This window comes from Cedecea sp. B1(4), assembly GCF_059414925.1.
This window is the reverse complement of sequence record NZ_JCAHMZ010000002.1, coordinates 545,015-568,213: the sequence shown is the minus strand read 5'-3', so window position 1 is coordinate 568,213 and position 23,199 is coordinate 545,015. Positions and strand designations below refer to the sequence as shown.

Annotated in this window: 6 protein-coding genes; 1 reads left to right on the top strand and 5 read right to left on the bottom strand. The window is 56.3% G+C overall.

Going from position 1 to position 23,199, the window contains the following annotated elements; all coding sequences use genetic code 11:
* Positions 1-355 precede the first annotated feature (355 nt).
* Both ACR6JA_RS06015 and ACR6JA_RS06010 read right to left on the bottom strand, forming a co-directional pair.
* The gene (locus ACR6JA_RS06015) at positions 356-1,063 is read right to left on the bottom strand and encodes a class I SAM-dependent methyltransferase (protein WP_250153546.1); all 708 of its coding nucleotides are present in this window, start codon (positions 1,061-1,063) and stop codon (positions 356-358) included.
* Between the two features lie 273 nt (positions 1,064-1,336).
* Positions 1,337-1,936, bottom strand: a complete 600-nt coding sequence (locus tag ACR6JA_RS06010) for a hypothetical protein (protein ID WP_494493065.1) — start codon at positions 1,934-1,936, stop codon at positions 1,337-1,339.
* Between the two features lie 565 nt (positions 1,937-2,501).
* Here ACR6JA_RS06010 and ACR6JA_RS06005 point away from each other — a divergent pair.
* Complete coding sequence (locus ACR6JA_RS06005) at positions 2,502-3,353, top strand: hypothetical protein (RefSeq protein ID WP_213714485.1); 852 nt, start codon at positions 2,502-2,504, stop codon at positions 3,351-3,353.
* Between the two features lie 34 nt (positions 3,354-3,387).
* Here the strand turns inward: ACR6JA_RS06005 and ACR6JA_RS06000 are convergent, their stop codons facing one another.
* From ACR6JA_RS06000 to ACR6JA_RS05990, 3 genes are all read right to left on the bottom strand, one after another.
* Positions 3,388-4,563, bottom strand: coding sequence for an HlyD family type I secretion periplasmic adaptor subunit (locus ACR6JA_RS06000; RefSeq protein ID WP_213714487.1), 1,176 nt, complete (start codon positions 4,561-4,563; stop codon positions 3,388-3,390).
* A complete protein-coding gene (locus ACR6JA_RS05995) occupies positions 4,560-6,740 on the bottom strand; it encodes a type I secretion system permease/ATPase (RefSeq protein ID WP_213714489.1) in 2,181 nt (726 codons plus the stop codon). Before ACR6JA_RS05995 ends, ACR6JA_RS06000 begins: the two co-directional genes overlap by 4 nt.
* Before the next feature lie 140 nt (positions 6,741-6,880).
* On the bottom strand, positions 6,881-23,113 hold the full coding sequence (locus ACR6JA_RS05990; protein ID WP_494493064.1) for an Ig-like domain-containing protein: 16,233 nt from the start codon (positions 23,111-23,113) through the stop codon (positions 6,881-6,883).
* Positions 23,114-23,199 lie beyond the last annotated feature (86 nt).

Genomic DNA, 23,199 nt, shown 5'->3' with positions numbered 1-23,199 from the left:
TTTTGGTTTGTCATGAATAATAAAAATGTGGCGTCACCATCATTGGTTTAGTCTTTTTAAATTTATTTTCAACATGAATGTAAACACCCCCACATTATTTATCATACCGATTATTCCTTGGTGCCTACCATAATGATAGATTTGCTCATGACCACCCTATGACCATATTTTTCCATGAAAGACATTCGCCAATTGCTGCGCAATACTTAGCTCCTCCGAGTTCTCTTTTACTGCGCCGGAATAGCAGCTAACCAGATAATAAATGAAATAACAAACCAACTATAACACCTTAATTAAGGCGTTATAGTTGGTCATTACGAAGAAAAAAACGATGAACTCTCAGTTTCGCTGCGTGCTATTCCCGCCCGCCTGAGGATTTTACCGCATGCCAGCCGTGAATCAGCAGCGACTGGAAGAACGGTGTTACGCTGGCGAACCCGGCTTCGCGCAGCAGAGTTTCGGTCTGGCGAGGCGGCAACAAGAGCAACCGCTGGTTGAGCTCAGCTTTTACCTCAGCAATATCGCGCTGGCGTTGGGTATAGGCCTGCTGCAGCGCAACCCAGTTTCTTAATTGCCCGTCAAAATCGGGGTCCGCCATATCTCCCGCTATTTCTGCGGCAATCAGCTGTCCCACGGGTTTTAGCCTGTCGCCGATGTGCTGATAGATCCCGCCCCGCTGCGGATGTTGAATAAAATGCGCCACCAGTAAGCACAGCGCAGCATCAAATTCATCCTGTTCCGGGACATCTTTGACGTGTCCTACAATCAGCTCACAGCGGCCGCTCAGCCCTTCCCGTTCAAGCTTTTCTGCACAGACGGCCAGCATATCGGGGGAAGGATCGACCCCGGTAAAATGCCACTCAGGATGCTGTTTTGCCAGCCGGACGATTTCGGTGCCGGTCCCTACGCCAACGCAAAGCACTTTCGCCTCAGCCGGAAGATCCCTGAGAAGCAATGACAGCAAGGCGTGCAGGTTGTTAGATATGTCTTTCAGACGTTCGCTGCTGGCATCGTACTGACGGGAAAATTCCGCGTTAAAGATATCATTTGTGTCGTTCATCATTTCACCTCCGGCGGTGCACTGCGGCTAAACATCACCATCATGGATAAAAGATCAAAATGACCTTTTAAATATCATGTAACTTACGATATCACATGAAAGATGAGTATAGAAAGACTTTGTATCTTGCTTTTCTGACGACTGCCGAAGCCTGTTTTTGTAGCAAAAGATAACTATTGCTCCCTTTTCACAGCCCGCTGTTAAGGACAAAACCTGCCTTTTAGCCACGACGATACCACTCGCCGCTGGCTAAAACATTACCCTTTCTTTAAGGAGTTAAAATGGTGAGACTGGAGAAACTAACGTCCCTACGAGGGGGACTCTCGGCTTAGTATCAGAAGGTTCTCGTTGCTTAAAAATAATTCCCTGATTATTTAAAAGACCTAAAACCCCTTGATATTCAGAGTTATAAGATAAGCGCGCATATCCACCATATACATATATTCTTCTCTGCAATACATTAGCTAGTCTCTGCGCCACGCTAAGCTCTTCAGAATTTTCTTTTGCCTCGCCAGAATAACAGCTTAAAAGATGTAGCGGTCTTTTATCTCTCGAGAGGTCAAGTGAATGGCGAAAAATAAGATAACGGTGAAGTTCTTCCGGTGTAAATGCCTGATAAACAGGATTAGGTCCATCCCCCATGATGTACAACTTACCGCTTTGAGAACCATGCACCATAAGGCCAGGCTCTCCTGTACCCAAACAATCATTGACGTATCCTAGACAGAGTCGAGTAGCCTCTCCATTCTTTTTCTCACCTATTTCAATCGTTTTATAATAAGTAACTGGCTTTGCACTAGCAGGATTAAAATTAACGCTTAAATTTCTCTTTTTTCGTTCAAATAAAAATTGATTAATGCTTTTACAAATAGTCATAGCAATATCCATATCATAAATAAAGCATAGGGCATTATAATAAAATGGCGAGAAGCACCATGAACAAAATCTTAATTAAGGTATTATCCCCCGCTCTGAACGGAGAGCATTTTAAACCCTAAAAAAAATAGAAAATTAAAGATGAAGCAGAAACAAAAGTGAGTTCTTCGTTGGCATAATCCTTAAACATTTTACCGAAGTCGCCGCAACTTTAACTGCTACATCGGCTGCAAACCTGACGGAAAAGACAGCAATCCAGGCGTAACGCTCGCTGCATGTTTTTTGTACATGACCTCACACTGTTTTCCTCTGCCCGGAGATATTATTTCCACATAATTTCAAAATCAAAAAAATGAGAACGATAAGCATTTTTGGTTAATAAAAATTAAAAACAAGAAAAAACAGAATCATATTTTTAACTTTAAAATAAACAGTGATATACTCAAAAACGATATCAACTTGCAATCACTAAATAAAAATCACGTATAACGTGCATTTTATCTCTGCCTTTAGCAGTCGTTTTATGGGGCATTTGCGCCATAGCTGAATACCGAGAAAAAACAATATGACACGACACAAACTTCAAGACACCATCGAAAAATACAGCCAACAAGTTAAAAAACATCCTCGTTTTCGAGAAGCCATACAACATCATTATGATCACCTGCTAATCACCTATAAAAAACAACCGCTTTTTTATAAAACCATTCTGCAAAGCTCGCGCTTTCATGTGGTTCTGGCCCTGCTCTGTTTTCACTACGGTGACCGCCAGGCGGTGCTCGCAGACATCAAAGAGTTTTGCGTAAAAATGGGGTTAACCAGCCTGAACACCGTGAATTCTCTGGTCACGCTGCTGCGCATCACCGGCAGAATGACGCTTGAAAAAAGTGAGGATGACCGCCGGGCCCTGTTGTATTCCCCGAGCGTAAAGGGCCTCAATGAAACCCGCAGCTATATGCAAATATCCATCCCTTCATTGAAATTTTTGCTACCGGAAAATGCTCTGTCGTTTCACGCCCTGGAGGATGAAAACACATTTGCAAATTTTTTCCGGCGCAGCGCTAATCTTCTTTTTGACGAAGTTATTTTAAGTCGACTGGTACCCAACAGCGCCATGTTTGTTGACAAAGATGCCGGGCATATCATTATGTTGAGAATATACCTGGGGGCAAAACAGGATGATGATGGCCGCTGGTGGCTGAAGCCTAATTATAATAAAACGTCCAAAGATCTTTTTGTGTCGAGAATGCATCTGAGACGCATTGTTAATTGCGGCATTATGGCCGGGTTATTCAGTGAAGACAGTGAGGGCACGCTCGAAATACACCGTACCTTTATGGAAACGGCTGAATCTTATTTTGGATATTATTTTTCTTTTATCATGTACGGTCTGGATATCGACCCGACGATATTTTAAGCAGCATTAAGCCGGCATTCGCCGGCTTTTTTGATTATCGTTCTCTGAGTGCTTCCTTCGTTTTATTCAGCGGTTTCAGCAGGTAATCAAGCACCGATTTGCTGCCGGTTTTGATATCTACGGTGGCAATCATCCCCGGAAATATCGGAAACGTTTTGCCGTCCCTGTTTGTCAGTTGGCTGACATCGGTGCGGATGTAAACCCGATAGTAGTAAACATCACGCTTGACCTCGTCCTGAATCGTATCCGGTGAAATAGTGGTCACCACGCCCTTTAACCCGCCATAAATCGAGTAGTCATAGGCGGTGATTTTCACCAGCGCCTTTTGGCCGGGATGAATAAACGCCACGTCACGAGGTGAAATTTTTGCCTCAATCAGCATTTGATCGTCGAGCGGAACCAAAGTCATGAGTTTTCCGTTTGGCGGGATGACGCCGCCCACCGTCGTGACCTCGATGCCCTTCACTATCGCCCTGACCGGCGCGGTAAATTTGAGCCGGGTTAACGAGTCCTCTCGCCCACGCATCACCGAGCGCTGGGTTTCAATTTCTTCGTTAGTTTTCGCCAGCTCTTCGCGCGCGCGCACGTAATACTGGTTCTGCATTTCGGTAATTTTGTTTTCCAGCTCGTTTTTTTGTCTCTGCAGGCGCAGGACTTCCACGCTGCTGGCAGCCCCCTGTTTAACCAGCGGCTGCGTCATCGCCAACTCGCGCTGAACCAGCGAAATGGCTTCCCGCAATCCGGCAACCCCTTTTTCAAGACTGCTCCGGCGCGAGTTATAAAGCGCGGTTTCCTGGCGAACAAGTTCGCTATCTCCGGGTAACATGTCGGGAAAAACCAACGGCGTGGCGCCTACTTCTGCCTTCAGCCGTGCGGCGGTGGCCATCGCAGCATGTAGCCTGGATTCACTCTCCTGCACGCCTGACTCGGTTTTCGTGCGATCAAGCTGCGCAAGGACCTGACCCTTCTCTACAATATCCCCCTCCCGAACGTCCAGTTTGTAGAGGATGCCGCCTTCCAGGGACTGAATAACCTGCTCGCGAGAGGACGGCACGACTTTGCCAGCCCCGGTGGTCACTTCGTCCAGAGAGAAAAAGTTTGCCCACAACACAAATGCGAGCAGCATCAGTCCAAGTGCCCACGCCACCAGGCTTGCTCGTGGAAGCGCCGGCTCTTTCAGTCGACTGTTATAACGCGTGATGTCGTTCATGCCCGAACCTCCGTGTCACCTGTCGGTTTTAAGGTCGCGGTTCTGCGAGGGGCAGCTTTTTTTTCCATAAGACCGTGCTGCTGCAAGATTTGGTCCCTTGGGCCGTCCATTACGATGCGGCCGTTATCCAGCACGATGATGCGGTTAACCAACTGCAAAATTGGGATACGATGCGTGGCCACCACCAGCGTGCGGTTGCCGAGCCACGGGCCAAGCTGCTGGATAAGCTGCTGCTCGCTGACTTCATCCAGCCACGCTGTAGGTTCATCCAGTAATAAGATTTGCGGCTGCAGGATCAGCGTTCTGGCCAGCAAAAGTGCCTGCCGCTGGCCTCCCGATAGCCCACTACCGCCTTCGCTGATCGTGTAGTTGAGGCCATTTTTCTGTTTTTGTACAAATTCCAGCGCCCCGCTTAGCGCCAGCGCCCGGTGGATTTCTTCGTCCGTGGCTAACGGGCGCCCCATGGTGAGGTTGTCACGTATTGAGCCGAAGAAGAGCCGCGCCTGCTGGCTGAGCAGATTCATGTCGCGTCTCAAATCGGCAGTGTCGATTTGCCCGAGGCTGGTGTCGTCCAGCAAAATCTGGCCGTGCTGAGGCGTTTGCATCCCCGCCAAAAGCTGAAGTAGCGTGCTCTTACCCGAACCGTTTCGCCCGAGAAGCGCAATTTTTTCCCCGGCGCGGATCGTCAGGCTGGCAATGTCCAAATCGTTGACCTTCTCTTCTTCATCGTAATAAAACGCCGCGTAGTTGAGCTGGTAGTTCCCCTGCAGGTGGGCTTTATGCACTTTCTTGCCCTGTTCAGGATCGTCCAGCGGGCGCTGCATCAGGTCGTCCAGCCCTTTGCGCGCCACCTTAGCCTGCTGCCACCGCGAAAGCACGCCTGAAATCTGCGCCAGCGGCGCGATGGTGCGTGAGGCCAGAATCGAGGTGCCCACCAGGGCGCCTGTAGTCATGTCACCGTTAATCACCAGGTAACAGCCGACGAGTAGCACCACGGCGTAAACGATGGACTGCACTTCCTGCGTCCAGGTCATAAGCAGGCTGGTCAGCCAGCGCTGTTTCATCCCGACCGCCGCGGCAACGTCGTTGGTGTTGTTCCACTGGTTCTGGAACCGCTGTTCGGCGCGCAGCAGTTTAATGTCTTCGATGGACTGCACGGCTTCTACCAGCGTGGCATTGCGAATGGCCGACTCGCGCATCCCCTCATTCGAAAGGTGCGCCAGCGGGCGCTGCACCAGTAAACCTGGGATCAGCAGCAGCGGGATCGCCAGCAGCACAACGAACACCAGCGGGCCGCCTATCAGCCAGAGAATAAAAACAAACAGCAGGAAGAACGGGATATCCGATACGGTACTGATGGTGGTGGAAGTAATCAGCTCGCGCACCGACTCCAGCTCGCGAATTTGCGAGATAAAGGAGCCGGTAGATTTTGGCCGGGCGCTGTTTTTAATGCGTAACGCCCTGGCAAAAACCCTGTCGGAGATACGCAGGTCGGCCCGTTTGCCGACCACATCGGCAATATGAACGCGGAGCATACGCATGGTGAATTCAAAGAGGATAGCCAGCATGACGCCGCCAAACAGCACCCACAAAGTGGGCACCGACTGCGAGGGCACCACGCGGTCATACACCTGCATGGAAAAGATCATCCCGGCCAGCGCCAGCACGTTGGCCGCCATCGCCACCAGCATGATGTCGCCGTAACGTTTCCAGTCTTTCAGCGCCAGCGTCCAGAACCAGTTTTTCTGATAGGGCTTCACGTAATCATCGACGCGCGCATCGGGAATTGAATTCAGCGGGCGTAGCACAACCAGGCTTTTTAGCCTTTTGGCCAGCACATCCCGAGCGATCACCGTCTCCAGGCCGCCATCGCCGCTAAGCTGCAGGCTCAGTTGCCCGTGATTATCCATATGGGTAACCACCGCTATTTGGCCCCCCTCAAGCTCGGCCACCAGCGGCAAGCGCCACGGGTCGATAAGCGAGACGTCCGCCGGGGCGCGACGCATCGCTAAACCAAGCTGGCGGGCCATATCTTCCAGCACCAGCTGCTGCGGGCTTTGGTTTTCCTGGTTAACCACCACGCGGACGTGCTCTTCCGAGAAATCCAGCCGATAGTGGCGCGCGACGGCCAGCATGGCCTGCAGCCAGGGTTCATAGCTTGTATTCGTTGAAGTCATGGTGTTTCACATCCTGCGAAAATGGCAAAAAACGCCTGTGTCGTCCTTTCCGCGGCTTGTTTCATAAACATGTTTTATACCGGGTAATAAAAGTTAAGCTGCTGATATTCCGCCGGACTTAAGGCCCGGCGGAATAAGGGCTAGATAACTAACAGTTGGTGGTTAGCCAGCAGCGTGGCGAGATCGGTTTGTACCCCGTTGAGCGTGACCACCGTGGTCGGGTCAAAGACGCCGCCCTTGCCGTCGCGGTCAATTTGAATCTCAGTGCTGCTGCCGTTCTGCACCACTTTGATGTAGTCCCCGATATTGCCCGCCCCGGCCCCCAGTTGCGCAACGCCATTGATGTAATGCGCCGATGCGTCCCCGGCGTAGCCGCTGCCCTGCAGCAGCTCACGAAGGTCAATACGGTCGCTGTCCGCCGTACCTTCCCAGGTTCCCACGCTGAAGCCGTTCACCACATCATGGCCGTTGCCGCCGGTGGCGTCCGAACTGTTCAACAGCTTGTAGAGCAACGTATCGTGGCCGCCGCTGCCGATGTTGAAGGTGTCGTTGCCGCCGCCGCCTTCGAAGGTGTTGTTCCCGCTATTGCCGGTGATCACGTCGTCATGGCTGGAGCCGACGATCCCTTCGATGTTGGTGAAGGTTGCCGTGTTAAAGCCGGTGTTTTGCGCCCCGGCTTTACCCAGATCAACGGTGATACCTACCCCGGAGTTACGGAAGTCAACCACATCCATCCCGCCCGTCGCGCTCCAGGTCTGGTGATCGGATGAAGTTTCCCAGCCGCCGCCGCCGTTATAGACGTAGGTTCCCTGCTCGGCGATAAAGGTATCGTTATAGCCAGTGCCGTTCAGCGTGCCGCCGTGAACGCCGGTGGCGGCCTCCGCCGTCAGGGCATAGCTTTCTTTCCCGTCTCCGGCGGCCAGCCCATTCCAGGTCACATTGCTGGTGACGCCGTTAATCGCTCTGACCAGCTCGGCATGGTAGGTTTCATTCGGGTTGAGCCCGTAGAAGCTCACCAGCGCCGACGCGTCGTTCGCCCCAATGCCCGACTGGGCGTTGATAATCTGCGTCGAAACCAGCTTCCCGGCAGAGTCATACAGCCGGACGGTATTGCCGTAGAAGACGTTGATCCCTTCACTGTCGACAATGCGCAGGTGCATCGCGGTACCCGGGGCGATGGTGTTGGTGTTGGCCACCAACACCACTTTCCCGTTTTGCTGAGAAACCAGCAGATCCTGAGTACCGTTCCAGTCGTAGTCCGCCACCGCAACGCCCGTGACGTTAACCAGTCCTTTTGCCAGCTGGCTTTCGGTCCAGTTCTTGCCGGTGCCGTCGTTGCTAAACAGACGCGCTGTCTGGCTGGTGCCGTAGGTGGAAAACTTAACAATATCCATGTCGCCATCACCGTCCCAGTCCACGGCCACGGACATATAGCCCGCGTTAGCCGCGGTCGACGTAGACTCCACGCTGGTGTAGTTGCTGTTCAACTGACCATTGCCATCGTTGTAGAAAATCTTCCCGCTGTAATTCACCGTCGCAGAGGTCACGCTCCGACCGGTGGCGATATAGAGATCCAGGTAGCCATCGCCGTTGAAGTCAGCCCACGTCATGGAGGCAGCGGTCGTCGTGTTCGCCACGTTATCGACAAACACGTTGGCAATAGACTGCAGGGTCGTCAGCTTGCTGCCGTTGTTAGAAATCACGCTCAGCGCACTGGTCCCGTTACTGTTGGTATGCTGAACAATATCGATGTTACCGTCATTGTTGATGTCCACCCCGGACAGTTCGCGGTAGCTGACGCCGGTCAAGCCGCCGTTGCCATTCGTCCCGTCGGCCACCATGCTGCCTTTGTTGTTAATCAGGTAGGTTCTGGAGTCCCCCCCGGCGTCACCGTAGGCCAGGTCGACATAACCATCGCCGTTTTTGTCATAGGCAATGACGCCGCCGTACCAGATGGTGGTGCCGTTGGCCTGGGTACTGGTGGTGTAGGTGCCATTGGCGTTGGCAATCCACATGGTCTGTACCGCGTTGCCGTAAGTGGTTTCCGTGCCGTAGATATCAACGGTGCCGTTACGGTCAAAGTCCAGCGCGGTGTAGCTGACGGTATTCGCACGCGTATTAGGCAGCGACGTCTGGGTGTAACTGTTCAGATCCGTGCCGTTGTATACCGAGGTGTTGGTCACCAGCGTCCACAGACCGTTATTGTTGAGCATTAACGTGCTGGCGCTGTTGTTCGCATTGCCCGCCGTGCTCGCCCAGCTGGTGTCATTGGCCGTTTCGGCATGCACGACCAGCGATCCTGTCTGGATCCCGGTGTTGTTGCCGTTACCCGCGCTACTCTTTACTTGAGCGGTGACGTTGTAGCTGTTCAGCCCCAACAGGTCGTTGTCAGGAATTTGCAGATACCAGCGGTTAGATGAAGGATCGACCACCACCGGACCTCCGCGCTCGGAGCTGTACGTTTTGCCATTCACGGTCACGACCACGAATTCACCCTTCATCAGTTGGGCACTGACATCCCCGGTGAGAATCGGCGTGGTATCTGAAGTCGATACCGCATCTACGTGGGCAATTGTCGTCGGCACCGAGGTATCGACCGTCAGCGTGAAGTCGTTCGACTCGGTGTAGTTCCCCGCTTTGTCCGTCACGCGCAGAACATAGTGGTAATTTCCGTCCAGCAGGCCAGAATCCGCAAAGGTCCAGCTTGTACCGCCGGTAATGGTCACTTTGCCTACCAGCACGCCATCGCGGAAGATCTGGGCAATTTCACCGTCGGCCAGCGCATGGTTCAGCGTACCGTTCAGGACCGGCGAGGTATCGTCGGTGGAGTAGCTGCTGTCGAAATTACCGGTACGCTCGCCGTCATTATCCGTATAGCTGACGATAGTGCCGACGGTATCCGGCGCCACGGTATCAACGGTGACAACCTGGGCTGCGGTTGAACCCACGTTTCCGGCCTGATCGATAATCCGCACCTGATAAAGATGGTCGCCGTCCGGCAAAGTACGTCCATCCACGTAATGCCACGCCGTGCCGTTCACCACGGCATCCACCCAGCTCTGACCGCCGTCCAGGCTGATTTGCACGCGTTCGTCGCTGGCAAGGGCGTGGCCCAGGGTGCCGTTCAGGGTCAGCGTGGTATCCATAGTGATAAAGTCGCTGGCGCTCTGCCCGGTATCATCCGAAATACTGTCGATGGTGATGCCATAGGTTGGCGCGACGGTATCTACCGTTACCGTCTGGCTGGTGGTTGCTCCCACGTTTCCGGCAAGGTCGACAACGCGAACCTGCCAGGTGTGGTTACCGTCCGCAAGCTGGCGTCCATCGGTATAGCTCCAGCTTGTCCCGTTGACGGACGTGGCGTTAACCCAGTTGGCTCCGCCGTCGAAGCTCACCTGAACATATTCATTTTTGCCAAGCACCGCGCCAAGTGAGCCGTTCAGCGTCAGCGTGTTATCGTTGGTGATAAAGTCGCTGTTGCTGAAGCCGCTGTCGGTGGTGATGCTGTCCACGGTAACGGTGATAGCCGCATCCGGCGGCGTGGTGTCTACCGTTACCGTCTGAGAAGCGCTCTGCCCGACATTACCCGCAGCGTCGACCACGCGAACATAGTATTGATACGTGCCGTCGGTTAACGTCCGTCCGTCGGTAAAGTACCAGGTTGTGCCTACCGTGGTGACCGTTTTCCAGGTGAGACCGCCGTCCATGCTTATCTGCACATATTCGCCGTCCAGCAGTGAAGCGCCCAGAGAACCGTGGAGAGTCAGCGAGGTGTCGCTGGTGACAAAGTCGCTATTACTCAGCCCTGTATCGTCGGCAATGCGGTCAATGGTGACGGATTTGCTCGCATCCGGTGCCACGGTATCAACGGTGACCAACTGGCTGGTGGTTGCCCCGATATTGCCCGCATCATCAATCACGCGCAGTTGATAGAGATAATCTCCGTCAGCCAGCGTGCGGCTATCGATGTAGCTCCATGTGGTGCCGCTGATACTCACGTCAACCCAGGTTTTTCCGCCATCAATACTGATCTGGGCATGTTCACCGGCCGCCAGCGTTCCCCCTAACTTGCCGCTAATGGTCAGCGTATTGTCACTGGTAATAAAGTCGTGCGCATCGAGACCCGTATCCTGGGTAATGGCCTCAACGGTAATGGTTTTACTGGCATCCGGCGCAACAGTATCAATAGTTACGTTTTGCGTTGCCGTCGAGCCCACGTTGCCGGCATTGTCGATGACGCGCACGTTATAGGTCACGATACCGTCCGGCAGCGTGCGCCCGTCGGCATAGCTCCAGGATTTGCCGTTAACCACAAGGTCAATCCAGCTGGATCCCCCGTCGAGGCTTATCTGCGCCTTTTCGTTATTGCCGAGTGCCGCGCTCAGGGAACCTTTCACCACCACCTTGTTATCGGCGGTAATAAAGTCGGTCTTGCTCAGCCCGGTGTCGTTTTGCAGAGCGTCAATGGTAATGGTCATCTGCGGCGGTGTAGTGTCCACCGTGACGGTGCGGTCTGCTCCCGCACTGTTACCGATGCTGTTGCTGACGCTGGCATGAATCACATACGAGCCACCATCGACCAGCGCGGAAACCGCACCGCTGCCGAGGGTGTAGCTCCAGGTGCCGTCGCCGTTGACCGTGGTGGTATAGCTCTGGTTATTCAGGGTGATGGTCACCGTCTGGCCCGCAGGCGCGTTGGTCACGCCGCTTATCACCAGCGGAGTGCCGTGTTCTGCGGCGCTGACAATGTTGTCTTGCGCGAAGTCATTGACGCTGATGGTCGGCACTTCGCCATTCAGGGTCACCTGCTTATTCGCACTACTGCTGTTGCCGGCTTTATCGCTAACGCTGGCGGAAATCTGGTAACTGCCGTCTGTCGCGCCCAGGAAGTCCTGTGCCGGAACCGTCACAGACCATGTTCCGGTGTCGCTCACCACCGCCTTATAAGAGTGATTATTGAAGGTGATGGTCACCGTCTGCCCAGGCTGAGCGTCAGTGGTGCCGCTAATGACCTGGCCTGCCTGCTGCTCGGCGCTGTTGATGATGTCGTCCCCCGCCACCTTGTTAAAGGTGATGGTTGGCGGGGTGGTGTCCACCGTCAAAGTACGATCCGCGCTGCCCGGGTTTCCTGCCTTATCCTGAACGGAGGCGCTAACGTTGAAGTTGCCGTCGGTAAGCTTAGCCAGGTCGTCCGCGGCAACGGTCACGCTCCAGGAGCCGTCCGCCTGCACCGTAGCTTCGTAGCTCCCGCTTCCCAGCTTAACGGTCACTTTTTGCCCGCCTTCCGCGCTGCTGGTACCGCGAATGGTTAACGGCAGCTGCTGTTCCGCCGCGTTGATCACGTTGTCACCGGAGATATCGGCGAGGGTGATGACCGGCGCTGCGGTGTCTATGGTGATGTTATGGCTTGCCGAAGTGGCATTATTTGCGCTGTCCGTCGCCGATGCCACGACCGTGTAGCCGTTACCGTGCACCAGGTTTTGCACCTGACTCGCCGGCACGGTAACGCTCCAGCCACCGCCTTGTTGAACAGTGGCGTGGTACTGTACGCCGTTCAGCGTGACGGTCACCTGAGTGCCGACGGCCAGTTCAGCGCTGCCGCCGCCGATAACCAAATCCTGCTGAGATTCTGCGGCGTTAATCACGTCGTCATCGCTGATAGTCCCGATGGTTAGCCCAACACGGACGGCGTTAACCTCAACCGTATGGGTGTTAGTGCCCTCGTTGCCGGCGCTGTCGGTGAGCGTGGCGGTAATCGTTGCCGTGCCGTTTTTCAGCGATGAAATCGCCGAAGCCGGGACGCCTATGCTCCAGTTGCCGTTGGCATCTATCTGGGTGACATACTGAGTGCCGTTGAGGGTAATAACAATTTTATTCCCTGCTGCTGCGCCGCTGCTGGAGCCAGAGATAATCTGCGCCTGAGCGTGCTCTTCAAAGTTGATGATGTCGTCACCCGCCACGACGTTAAAGCCGATCGTCGGCGCGGTGGTGTCTAGCGTTATCGTTTTGCTACTGGTTGATCCGTTACCCGCCGCATCGCTGACGCTCGCACTAAGCTGATAGTTGTTATCTGCCAGGCTCCCCAGGGCTGTAGCATCAAGCGTTACGCTCCAGGTGCCGTCCGCTTTCACTACGCCAGTATAGGTTTTTCCGTCCAGGGTCAGCGTGACCGTCTGTCCGGCTTCCGCGTTTGACGTTCCGGTGACGACGACGCCCGCGCCTGCTTCTGCGGCATTAATAACGTTGTCCGTGGCAATGGGGTCAATGGCAAACCCCGGCGGCGTGGCATCCACGCTGAACTCACGCTCTGCGCTGGCTCCGTTGCCGTTCACGTTAGTCACGGTAGCTTTTACTGACGCATCGCCATCCTTCAGCCCTGCCATATCGCCTGCTGGCACGGTGTAACTCCAGCTCCCGTCGGCCGCAACCTGCACCGTATAGGTGTGCCCGCCGAAAAGAATGGTGACGTTTTGCCCGGCCTCAACGTTCTGGGTCTTACCTGAAAGAACCAGATCGGCCCCTTTCTCAGCCGCGTTAAGCACGTTATCTGCTGTGATAGCGTCAACGCTGACCGCAACCGGACTGAGGTCGACATTCACCATGCGATCGATAGAGATCGGGTTCCCCGCGCCACTGCTGCCCGCGGCGGTAACAGTGACATTGCCTGCCGCCCACTGGCTGACATCTTCCGCAGGTACGGCGGCCGACCAGGTTCCGCTGGCGCTCACCGTTGCCAGGTAGCCTTTGCCGTTGATGGTGACGGTCACGGTACTGCCTGCGCTCATGCCGCTGGCGCTTCCGCTAACAATCAGGTTCTGATTGTGTTCAATGGCGTTGATCACATCGTCCCCCGCCACGGTGTGGATCCGAAGACCCGGCAGGCTGGCATCAATGGTAAATTCACGTTCTGCCGTGCCGCTGTTGCCGTGCCCGTTAGTGACCGAGGCCGTGGCGGTGAGTTTTCCGTTCCCCAGGGCGGTAAGCACGCTAGCAGGCAGGTCGAGGCTCCAGCTCAGATCGCTCTGCACCGTCGCGGTGTAGGTTTTCCCCCCCAGATTGATCGTGACTGTGTCGCCGGCTGCCGCATTGCTGACTTTTCCGCTCAGAGTCTGGCCTGCTGCGATTTCAGACGCGTTAAGGACGTTGTCTGCGGTCACTGGATTAATCGTGACGCCCGGCGCGGCGGTGTCGACCAACAAACTGGCGTGAGTGCTGGCGCTGTTGCCGATAGCGCTTGTTGCGGTAGCGGTCAGCGTATAGTTGGCTTCGCCCAGCCCGACCAGATCGCCCGGCTGAACGTCAACGCTCCAGTTACCGCTGGCGTCGGTGGTGGCGGTATAATTTTTACCGTTCAGCGTGACAATAACCGCAGTGCCCGGGGCCAGATTAGCGCTGGTCCCGCTCAGGGTTAATGTTTCCCCTTTTTCACTGGCGTTAAGCACGTTGTCACCGCTTAACGGATTGAAGCTGAGCGACGGTAAACCGGTATTGACCACAACGTCATGGCTACCGATCCCCGTATTACCTGCTGCATCCGTCAGGCTGGCGTGAATAGTGACGGTGCCGTCCGCCAGCTGGCTGACGACGCTGGCCGGGACGCCAATGCTCCAGTTGCCCGCAGCATCCACGGTGGTGCTCCAGCTGTTGGAGCCAATGGTCACGGTAATTTTGTCCCCTGCCGCAGCGCCGCTGCTGGAACCGGAGATAATTTGTGCCTGCCCGTGCTCGGCGAGGTTAATCACATCGTCGCCCGCAACCACACCAAAGGAGATGGTCGGCACGGTGACGTCCACGCTGAAGTTATGGCTTGCGGAGGTGTGGTTGCCTGCGGCATCGCTGACGCTGGCTGCAACGGAATAGACGCCGTCACCAAGCGCAGAAGCTTTCTCCGCCGGAACGGTTATGCTCCACGTTCCGTCAGCCTGCACGGTGCCGGTATAAGTTTCATTGTTCAGCTTCACGGTCACGGTCTGACCCGGCTCCGCATTGCTGGTACCGTTGATGACCAGCGGCTGCCCGGCCTCGGCTGCATTGAGCACGTCATCCCCGGCGATAGTGTTGATTTGCAGGATCGGGGCCGCGGTATCCACGCTGATTTCACGCCCGGCCGATGCTCCGTTACCGCTCACGTTAGCGACGCTAACTTCCACAGAAGTCTCGCCGTCTTTCAACCCTTTCATATCATTAGCCGGTACGGTGAATGTCCAGCTACCGTCGCTTGCTACCTGAGTAGTGTAGGTGTGCCCGGCAAAGGTAATGGTGATAGTCTGCCCGGCCTCCACATTCTGTGTTGCCCCGGACAGCAATAAATCAGCGCCCTTCTCGGCAACGTTCAGCACGTCGTCCCCGGCAATCTGGCCGATGGTTATCGCCACCGCGCTGAGATCAACATTGACGGTGTGATCGATGGACACCGGGTTGCCTGAGCTGCTGGTTCCGCCTGCCGAAACGGTAATATCGCCGGCCTGCCACTGGCTGACTTCGTTTCCTGGCACCACAGTCTGCCAACTGCCGTCGGCGCGTACCGTCGCGGCATAGTCTTTACCGTTGATGGTCACAGTTACCGCACTGCCTTCGCTCAGGCCGCGGCTGGTGCCGTTGATGACCAGGTTCAGGCCATGTTCAATGGCGTTGATAACGTCATCGCCCGCAATTGTATTAATCCGGATGCCCGGCAGGGCCGCGTCGATAGTGACTTCGCGAGAACCGGTACCGGTGTTACCCGCGCCGTCCGTCACGGAAGCATTAATTTTAAGCGAGCCGTCGCCCAGTGCGGTCAGCACATCCTGGCTAAGGGCCAGGCTCCAGGTGAGATCGCTTTGCACCTTCGCGGTATAGTTGACGCCACCGATGTTAATGGTCACGTCTGCGCCGGCCTGCACGCCGGTCACGCGCCCGGTGATCGTCTGGCCAGCGGCCAGCTCGGAGGCATTGATAATGTCGTCGATCGCCACGGCATTGATAATAACGCCCGGCAGCGTAGAGGCGACTTCCAGCGTGCTGCTCTGGCTGCCAGCGTTGCCCACGCCGTTGCTGGCGCTGACGGAAACTTCATAGAAGGCCTCGCCAAGTTTGCCCACGTCGCCTGCTGGTACGGTGGTGGACCATTTGCCGTCGTCGCCCACGGTAGCGGCATAGTTTTTACCGTTCAGATGTACGGTGACGGCGCTCCCGCTCGCCAGCCCGGTAGAGGAACCGCTGATGATGACATCCCCGGTTTTCTCATCGGCATTGAGGATGTTGTCCCCCGCAATAATGTCGATGGTCAGGGTTGGTGCCGCGGTATCGACCTTGACGCTATGAATCGCATCGCCGGTATTGCCCGCTTTGTCGGTAATGAAGGCCGTCACGGTGTAGGTGTTATCGCCCAGCGCGCTGATATCCGCCCGCGGGATGCCGACGCTCCAGTTCCCGCTCGCGTCCACTACGCCGGTGTAGCTTTTACCGCCTAGCGTAACGGTAACAATATCGCCAGCCTGCGCACCGGTGCTGGTACCGGAGATCACCTGCGCCTGGCCGTGTTCGGTCTGGTTAATCACGTCGTCAGTAGCGACGGTGCCGATGGTCACTACAGGCACGGTTTTATCAACCAGCACGTCGCGGCTGGCGCTGCCCGGGTTACCCGCGCGGTCTTCCACGCTTGCGGTGACGGTGACGTTACCATCAACCAGTTTACCGACGTCCGATGCAGGTACGGTCAGGCTCCAGTTTCCGTCTGCCTTTACCGTTGCCTGATAGCTTTCTCCGTTCAGCTGCACGGTCACGGTCTGGCCCGCCTCTGCGGTACTGGTTCCGCTGATAATCAGATCCTGCTTAGCCTCTGCGGCATTCAGCAGGTTATCCTTGCTGACAGGATCCACGGTCAGGGTCGGAGCAAGGCTGTCGACGCTGACGTTTTGCGCCGCTTCTGTACTGTTGCCATTTTTGTTGGTCACGCTCACCTGAACGGTGGTGTCACCCTCTTTCAGGTTCACCATATCCGCCGCCGGGACGGTGTACTTCCAACTGCCGTCCGCCTGAACCGTGGCGGTGTAGGTGTGCCCGGCAAAGATAATGCTGACGGTTTGCCCCGGCTCTACGTTTTGCGTCGTGCCGGAGAGTTCGAGGTTGGCGCTCTTTTCAGCGGCGTTCAGTACATTATCGCCGGTGATGGCGTTAATGCCGATCACCACTTCGCTGAGATCGACGGTAACCTGATGCTGGATAGCCACATCATTTCCCGCGCCGCTGCTGCCCTTCACCTCAATGGTGACGGCACCTTCTGCCCAGCGAGCGACATCTTCTCCCGGTACGGCGGCCTGCCAGCTGCCGTCCGCGCGAACGGTTGCCGCGTAGTCTTTACCGTTAATCGTTACGGTTACCGAGCTGCCCGCGCTGAGGCCGGTGCTGGTGCCGTTGATAATCAGGTTCTGGTTATGCTCGATGGCGTTAATCACGTCATCGCCCGCGACGGTACCCACGCGCAGCCCCGGCAGGTTCGCGTCGATAACAATATCGCGGCTGCCGCTGCCGGTGTTGCCGTGTCCATTGGTCACAGAAGCAGTAATGGTCAGCTCGCCATTGCCCAGCGCGGTGAGGATCTCTTTGGAAACCGACAGGCTCCAGCTTAAATCGTCCTGGACGGTCGCCTGATACAGCTTGCCGCCGAGATTAATAGTGACAACGTCACCTTTTGCCGCCCCGGTGACGAGGCCGCTGAGCGTCTGGCCGCTGGCGATTTCCGTGATATTGAGAATATTGTCGCTGGTGACGTTGTTGATAGTAACTGTTGGCAAGGCGCTATCGACCTGCACGCTGTGGCTGTCGCTATTGCTATTGCCGTGGGCGTCGGTTACCGCCGCGGTCACCGTGTAATTAGCCTCACCCAGCTTGCTGACGGCAGAAGCCGGAATCGTTGTGCTCCAGCTGCCGTCGGTTCCGGCCACGGCCTGGTAATTAATTCCGTTCAGGGTGACGGTGATGAGGGTGCCAGCGGGCTGGTTGCTGGTCCCGGAAAGCACAAGGTCCTGCCCCTTTTCCGTTGCGTTAATAACGTCATCCACCGCAATGGCCGCAATCGAGATCGCCGGCAGCGCGGTATTCACGCTCAGGCCTCGATCGGCGCTGCCGCTGTTGCCAGCCGCATCGGTGACGCTGGCGGTGATGGTGTAGCTGCCGTCCGCCAGGCCATTAATGACCGACGCCGGGATGCCGACATTCCAGTTACCCCTCGCATCAAGCGTTGTGGTGAAGGTGAACGACGTTCCCTGCCCGTTGGTCACCACGACGGTAACCACATCCCCCGCAGCAGCTCCGGTGCTGGTGCCGCTCACGGTGTGGGCCTGGTTATGCTCGCTGGCATTAATGATGTCATCGCCTGCCACGGCATCGATAGTCAGCTTCGGCTCGGTAATATCAACCAGCATGCCGCGATCGGCGTTTGCAGGGTTACCTGCTTTGTCAGCCACGGAGGCGCTGACGGTGATGATGCCGTCCTTGAGCGCGGCTAAATCATTGGCCGGAACGCTGACGCTCCAGCGGCCATCGGCGCCAACGGTCGCGGTATAGTTGACGTTATTCAGCGTCACCGTAACGTCCTGCCCCGGCTCTGCGCTGCTGCTGCCGCTGACAATCAGCGGCTGCTTGGCTTCTGCGGCGTTAAGCAGGTTATCCCCGCTCAGCGGATCGATAAGTAGCGTTGGCGCGCTGGCGTCCACGCTGTATTCCTGGGCGGCGTTTGCCGGGTTACCGTTCACGTTGCTGACGCTGACGGTCACCTGGGCATCACCGTCTTTCAGTTTTGCCATGTCGGCGGCTGGTACGGTATAGCGCCAGCTCCCGTCGTCATTCACGACGGTGGTATAGCGATGCCCGGCGAAGGTAATGCTGACGGTCTGGCCCGGCTCAACGTTAGTGGTCAAGCCGGAGAGCACCAGATCGCTGCCTTTTTCTGCCGCGTTCAGCACGTTATCGGCCGTGACGCTATTCACGCTGATGGACACCGGCGCTAAATCGACATCCACGATACCGTCGATGCTGACCGGATTTTGGGCACCATCCTCTGCTTTTGCGGTTACCGTCAGCACGCCGTCAGGCCAGCGGCTAACGTCGCTTCCCGGTACGGCGGCGCTCCAGGTGCCGTCGGCGTTTACCGTTGCCAGATAGTCTTTGCCGTTTAGCGTCACGGTCACCACGCTACCCGCGTTGAGGCCAATGCTGGTGCCGCTGACAATGAGATCCTGGCTATGCTCCGCGAGGTTGATCACGTCATCGCCCGCGATAGTATTAATACGCAGGCCCGGCAGCTGGGCTGCGATCGTGATGTCATGATCCGTGCTGCCGGTGTTACCGCGCCCGTTGGTGACGGAGGCGTGAACGGTAAGCTCACCATCGCCCAGCGCGGTGAGCATCTCTTTGCTCAGCGGCAAACTCCAGCTCAGGTCGCTCTGGACGGTAACCGTATAGCTTTTACCGCCAAGAATGACGGTAACTTCATCTCCTGCCGCCGCGTTGAACGCGCTGCCGCTGAGCACCTGTCCGGCGTTAACCTCCGCCAGGTTGATGATGTTGTCGCCCGCGACGGTATTAATAGTGATGACAGGCAGCGAGCTGTCGACCAGCACGCTGTGACTGGCAGAATTGCTGTTACCGCTGGCATCCGTGACCGATGCGTTAACGGTATAGTTAGCTTCACCCAATTTTGCGACGTCCGGCGCCGGGATCTTAACGCTCCAGGCACTGCCGTTGACGACGGCAGCATAGTCAACGCCGTTCAGATTCACGGTGATTTGTGTCCCGTCCGGCTGGTTGCTGGTCCCGCTAATGGTAACTTCTGCGCTCTTTTCTGCCGCGTTAATCACGTCATCCTGCGCGATGACATTGATGGTGATTTGCGGCAGTCCGGTAGCAACATCAAACGCCAGCGAGCTGCCGCCGACGTTGCCTGCTTTATCCGTCACCGCGACCGTTGCGGTATATTTGCCGTCTGCCAGACCGCCTATCACCTCTGCAGGCAGGCCAATGCTCCAGTTTCCACCGGCGTCCAGCACCGTAGAATACTCGACGCCGTTAACGGTGACTTTAACGCTGTCGCCCGCGGCCGCGCCGGTGGCTTTACCGGACAAGATCTGCGCCTGGGAATGTTCGGCGCGGTTAACGATGTTATCGCCAGCGAAAACATTGATGGTGACCACCGGCACGGTGGTATCGACCAGCATGCCGTGGTTGGTGCTGGCCGGGTTGCCAGCTATGTCGCTGACGCTGGCGCTGATAGACCAGTTTCCGTCGGTTAGATTAGCCAGATCTGCAACCGGCACGGTGATGCTCCAGGTGCCATCGGCCAGAACCTGCCCGGTGTAGCTTTGGTTATTGAGGTTCACGGTGACCGTTTGCCCCGGCTGTGCGGTGCTGGTCCCGGTGATGACCAGGTCTTGTGCCGCTTCGGCATGATTAAGAATATTGTCAGCCGTGACGCTGTGGAGCGTGATTGACGGCGGTTGGGTATCGACCAGCACTTCCCGTGCGCCGCTGGCGCTATTACCGCTGGCATTGGTGACGCTCACGGACACTTCTGCGCGGCCATCAATCATGTCGCGCATATCCGCCGCTGGCACGGTATACGTCCAGTCACCGTTTTCGTTAACGGTTGTGGTGTAGGTGTGCCCGGCAAATTTAATGACTACAGTTTGCCCGGTTTCTACGCCCTGAGTTTTCCCGCCCAGGGTAAGATCTGCGGCCTTCTCAACCGCATTCAGCATGTCATCGCTGGTCACGCTGTTGATGGAGATAGCGACGGAGTTCAGGTCAACGTCCACCGGGCGGGAGGCCGCAACCGGGTTGCCCCATTCATCGGCAGAACTGGCGCTAATGTTCAGCTTACCGTTCGGCCAGCCGGCCAGATCGCTTGCCGGGATCCCTATTTGCCAGGTGCCGGTGGCGCTTACAGCCGCCGGGTAATCCACGCCATTCACGCGTACGGTAATAATTGTCCCGGCGTTGAGGTGCGAGCTGGTGCCGCTCACCGTCAAATCCTGATGCTGCTCGATGGCGTTAATCACGTCATCCCCGGACACGGTATTGATGCGCAGCCCCGGGAGCTGGGCGTTGATATTAAAACTACTGTCACCCCGGCCGGTGTTGCCGTGACCGTTGGTCACGGAGGCGACTACGGAAACATCGCCATCGCCCAGCGCCTGCAGGTCGCCCGCAGAAACAGTGATGCTCCAGGTCAAATCGCTTTGTACTTTGGTGGTGTAGTTTTTTCCACCTACGTTAAGGGTAACCGTGTCGCCTTCATGCGCGCCGGTGACTCGCCCGCTCAGCGTCTGGTCGCTGGTGATTTCGCTGTTATTGACGCGGTTGTCGCCCGCGAAGGTCGACACCACTACCGTAGGCAGTGCCGTATCAACCAGCAGCGTCGCGTTCGCCGTCCCCGTATTTCCCGTACTGTCCGTGCCGCTGACGCTCAGCGTGTAAGTGGTATCGCCCAGCTTGACGACATCCTCAACGGGTACCTGAACCTGCCAGACACCGCCCTGAACGTCGGCGGTATAATTGACGTTATTCAGCCTGACGGTGACGGTGCTGCCGTCCGGTAAATTGCTGGTGCCGCTCAGCGTTAACGGCTGAGTCGCCTCAATGGCGTTCAGCACGTTGTCCTGGCTTATCGGATGGAAAGCAACCGCTGGCGGCGTGGAGCTGACGGTGATGTCATGCTCTACTCGGCCACTGTTTCCCGCCGCATCGGTGATGGTCACGGCCACGGTATTTGTGCCTTCCGGCAGCGATGAAATAACTTCTTTGGGCACGCCGACGCTCCAGCTGCCATCCTGCTGCACGCTGGTTTGCCAGGTTTCTCCGCCAATGGAAACGGTGACTTTGTCGCCAGGGGCTGCGCCACGGCTGGTGCCAGAAATGATCTGTGCCTGGCCCTGTTCGCTGACGCTGAGAATATCATCCCCGGCCACGGTATTGACGCTGGCTTCCGGCGGCGTGGTGTCGACCAGCAGAGAGGTGTTAGTGGTGGTGGTGTTGCCCGCTTTATCGCTGACGCTGAAGTTCAGCGTGTAGCTATTGTCCGCCATAGTCTGCACATCATCCGCCGGCACGGTCATGCTCCAGCTGCCGTCTGCGCTTACCGTTGCGGTATAGGTTTTGCCGTTCAGCTTAAGCGTGACCACCTGCCCGGCTTCGGCGTCAGTTTTACCGCCGATGATCACCGCCGCGCCGTGTTCAACCGCATTAATGATGTTGTCGTCGGCGATGGCATTTACCGTCAGCCCAGGCGCTTTCGTGTCCACCACCAGCGTTTCACTGGCAGTGACATTGTTGCCTGCGGCGTCTTTCCCGCTCACGGCTACCGTCCAGCTCCCGTCCGCCAGGTTTTTGGCGTCGGCTGCAGGCACGGTTACGCTCCAGCTGCCGTCGCTACCTACGGTTGTGCTGTAAGTTTTCCCGTTCAGGGTGAGGGTTAACGCCGTGCCGCTGGCCAGTGCCTGCGAACTGCCGCTGATGATAACGTCGTTTGCCTGCTCCGCCGCGTTGATCATATTGTCGCCTGCCGTCGTCGCGACGGTCAGTGAAGCCTGAGCGGTAACAACATTGAGGGTAATATCCCCGGCAGAGGTGACTTTATTGCCGTCGATTTGCACCACGCTGTAGGTGTGCGTCCCGTCCGGCTGCTCGCTCAGCAGCACTTTCCAGTTGCCGTTGCTGTCGACCATGGTACTGGCAATGGTGTTGCCGCTGCTGTCTTTGACCTGAATAGTGGCTCCCGGCTGTCCGGAGCCGCTGAAGGTTGGCGTTGCGTCATCGGTCACCGCGTTGCTGCTCAGCAGCCCTTTGCTGTCGCCTTTATTATCGGTAACCGTGAACGTTGGCCGGGCGCTTTCGACCTCTTTGGTATTGTCGATAACGGTGGTGTGTGACTTCCCGCCGCCGTGTGCCAGCAGCGCCCCGATACCCGCGCCCCCGGCCACGGCACCAGCAACCCAGCCCCACGGCACATCGCCGAGCGCAGAGCCGTCCATGAATGGTGCAATGGATTCAATGGGGACGGAGGTTTCCGTTAAAGCCGTGCCCTGGGTGCCAACCGCGGCGCCCGCTTCGTCGAAAGTGATATGCGTCAGTGCCTTGCCGTCATCAAACACCAGTTCTGAATGGTGCCCAGACCGCCCTTCTTCCTCCACAAAATAGCCATTGCAGCGAATAACGCTGCCGTCTTTCATGTATACCAGCAGATCGTTGCCCTGACGCAGATAGTGCGCCACATCTTTAGCGCTGCCGTGAATCTGAATGACAGAGGGGGATGAAAGCGACACAGAGAGATTCCCATCGCCTGTTACCAGGGTTTTCTCTGCGTCCTTGCGGGAAATAACTTCAAGAATCTTACTCATAGCACTTCTCCTTATATATGCCGGAACGAGGCATACGGTATTAATTTTTGGATGTAGAAACCCCTGAGAATTCCGGATCTCATTTC

Coding starts and splice junctions, on each gene's coding strand:
- ACR6JA_RS06015 (WP_250153546.1), bottom strand. CDS start 1,063: ATGATGAACGACACAAATGATATCTTTAACGCGGAATTTTCCCGTCAG.
- ACR6JA_RS06010 (WP_494493065.1), bottom strand. CDS start 1,936: ATGACTATTTGTAAAAGCATTAATCAATTTTTATTTGAACGAAAAAAG.
- ACR6JA_RS06005 (WP_213714485.1), top strand. CDS start 2,502: ATGACACGACACAAACTTCAAGACACCATCGAAAAATACAGCCAACAA.
- ACR6JA_RS06000 (WP_213714487.1), bottom strand. CDS start 4,563: ATGAACGACATCACGCGTTATAACAGTCGACTGAAAGAGCCGGCGCTT.
- ACR6JA_RS05995 (WP_213714489.1), bottom strand. CDS start 6,740: ATGACTTCAACGAATACAAGCTATGAACCCTGGCTGCAGGCCATGCTG.
- ACR6JA_RS05990 (WP_494493064.1), bottom strand. CDS start 23,113: ATGAGTAAGATTCTTGAAGTTATTTCCCGCAAGGACGCAGAGAAAACC.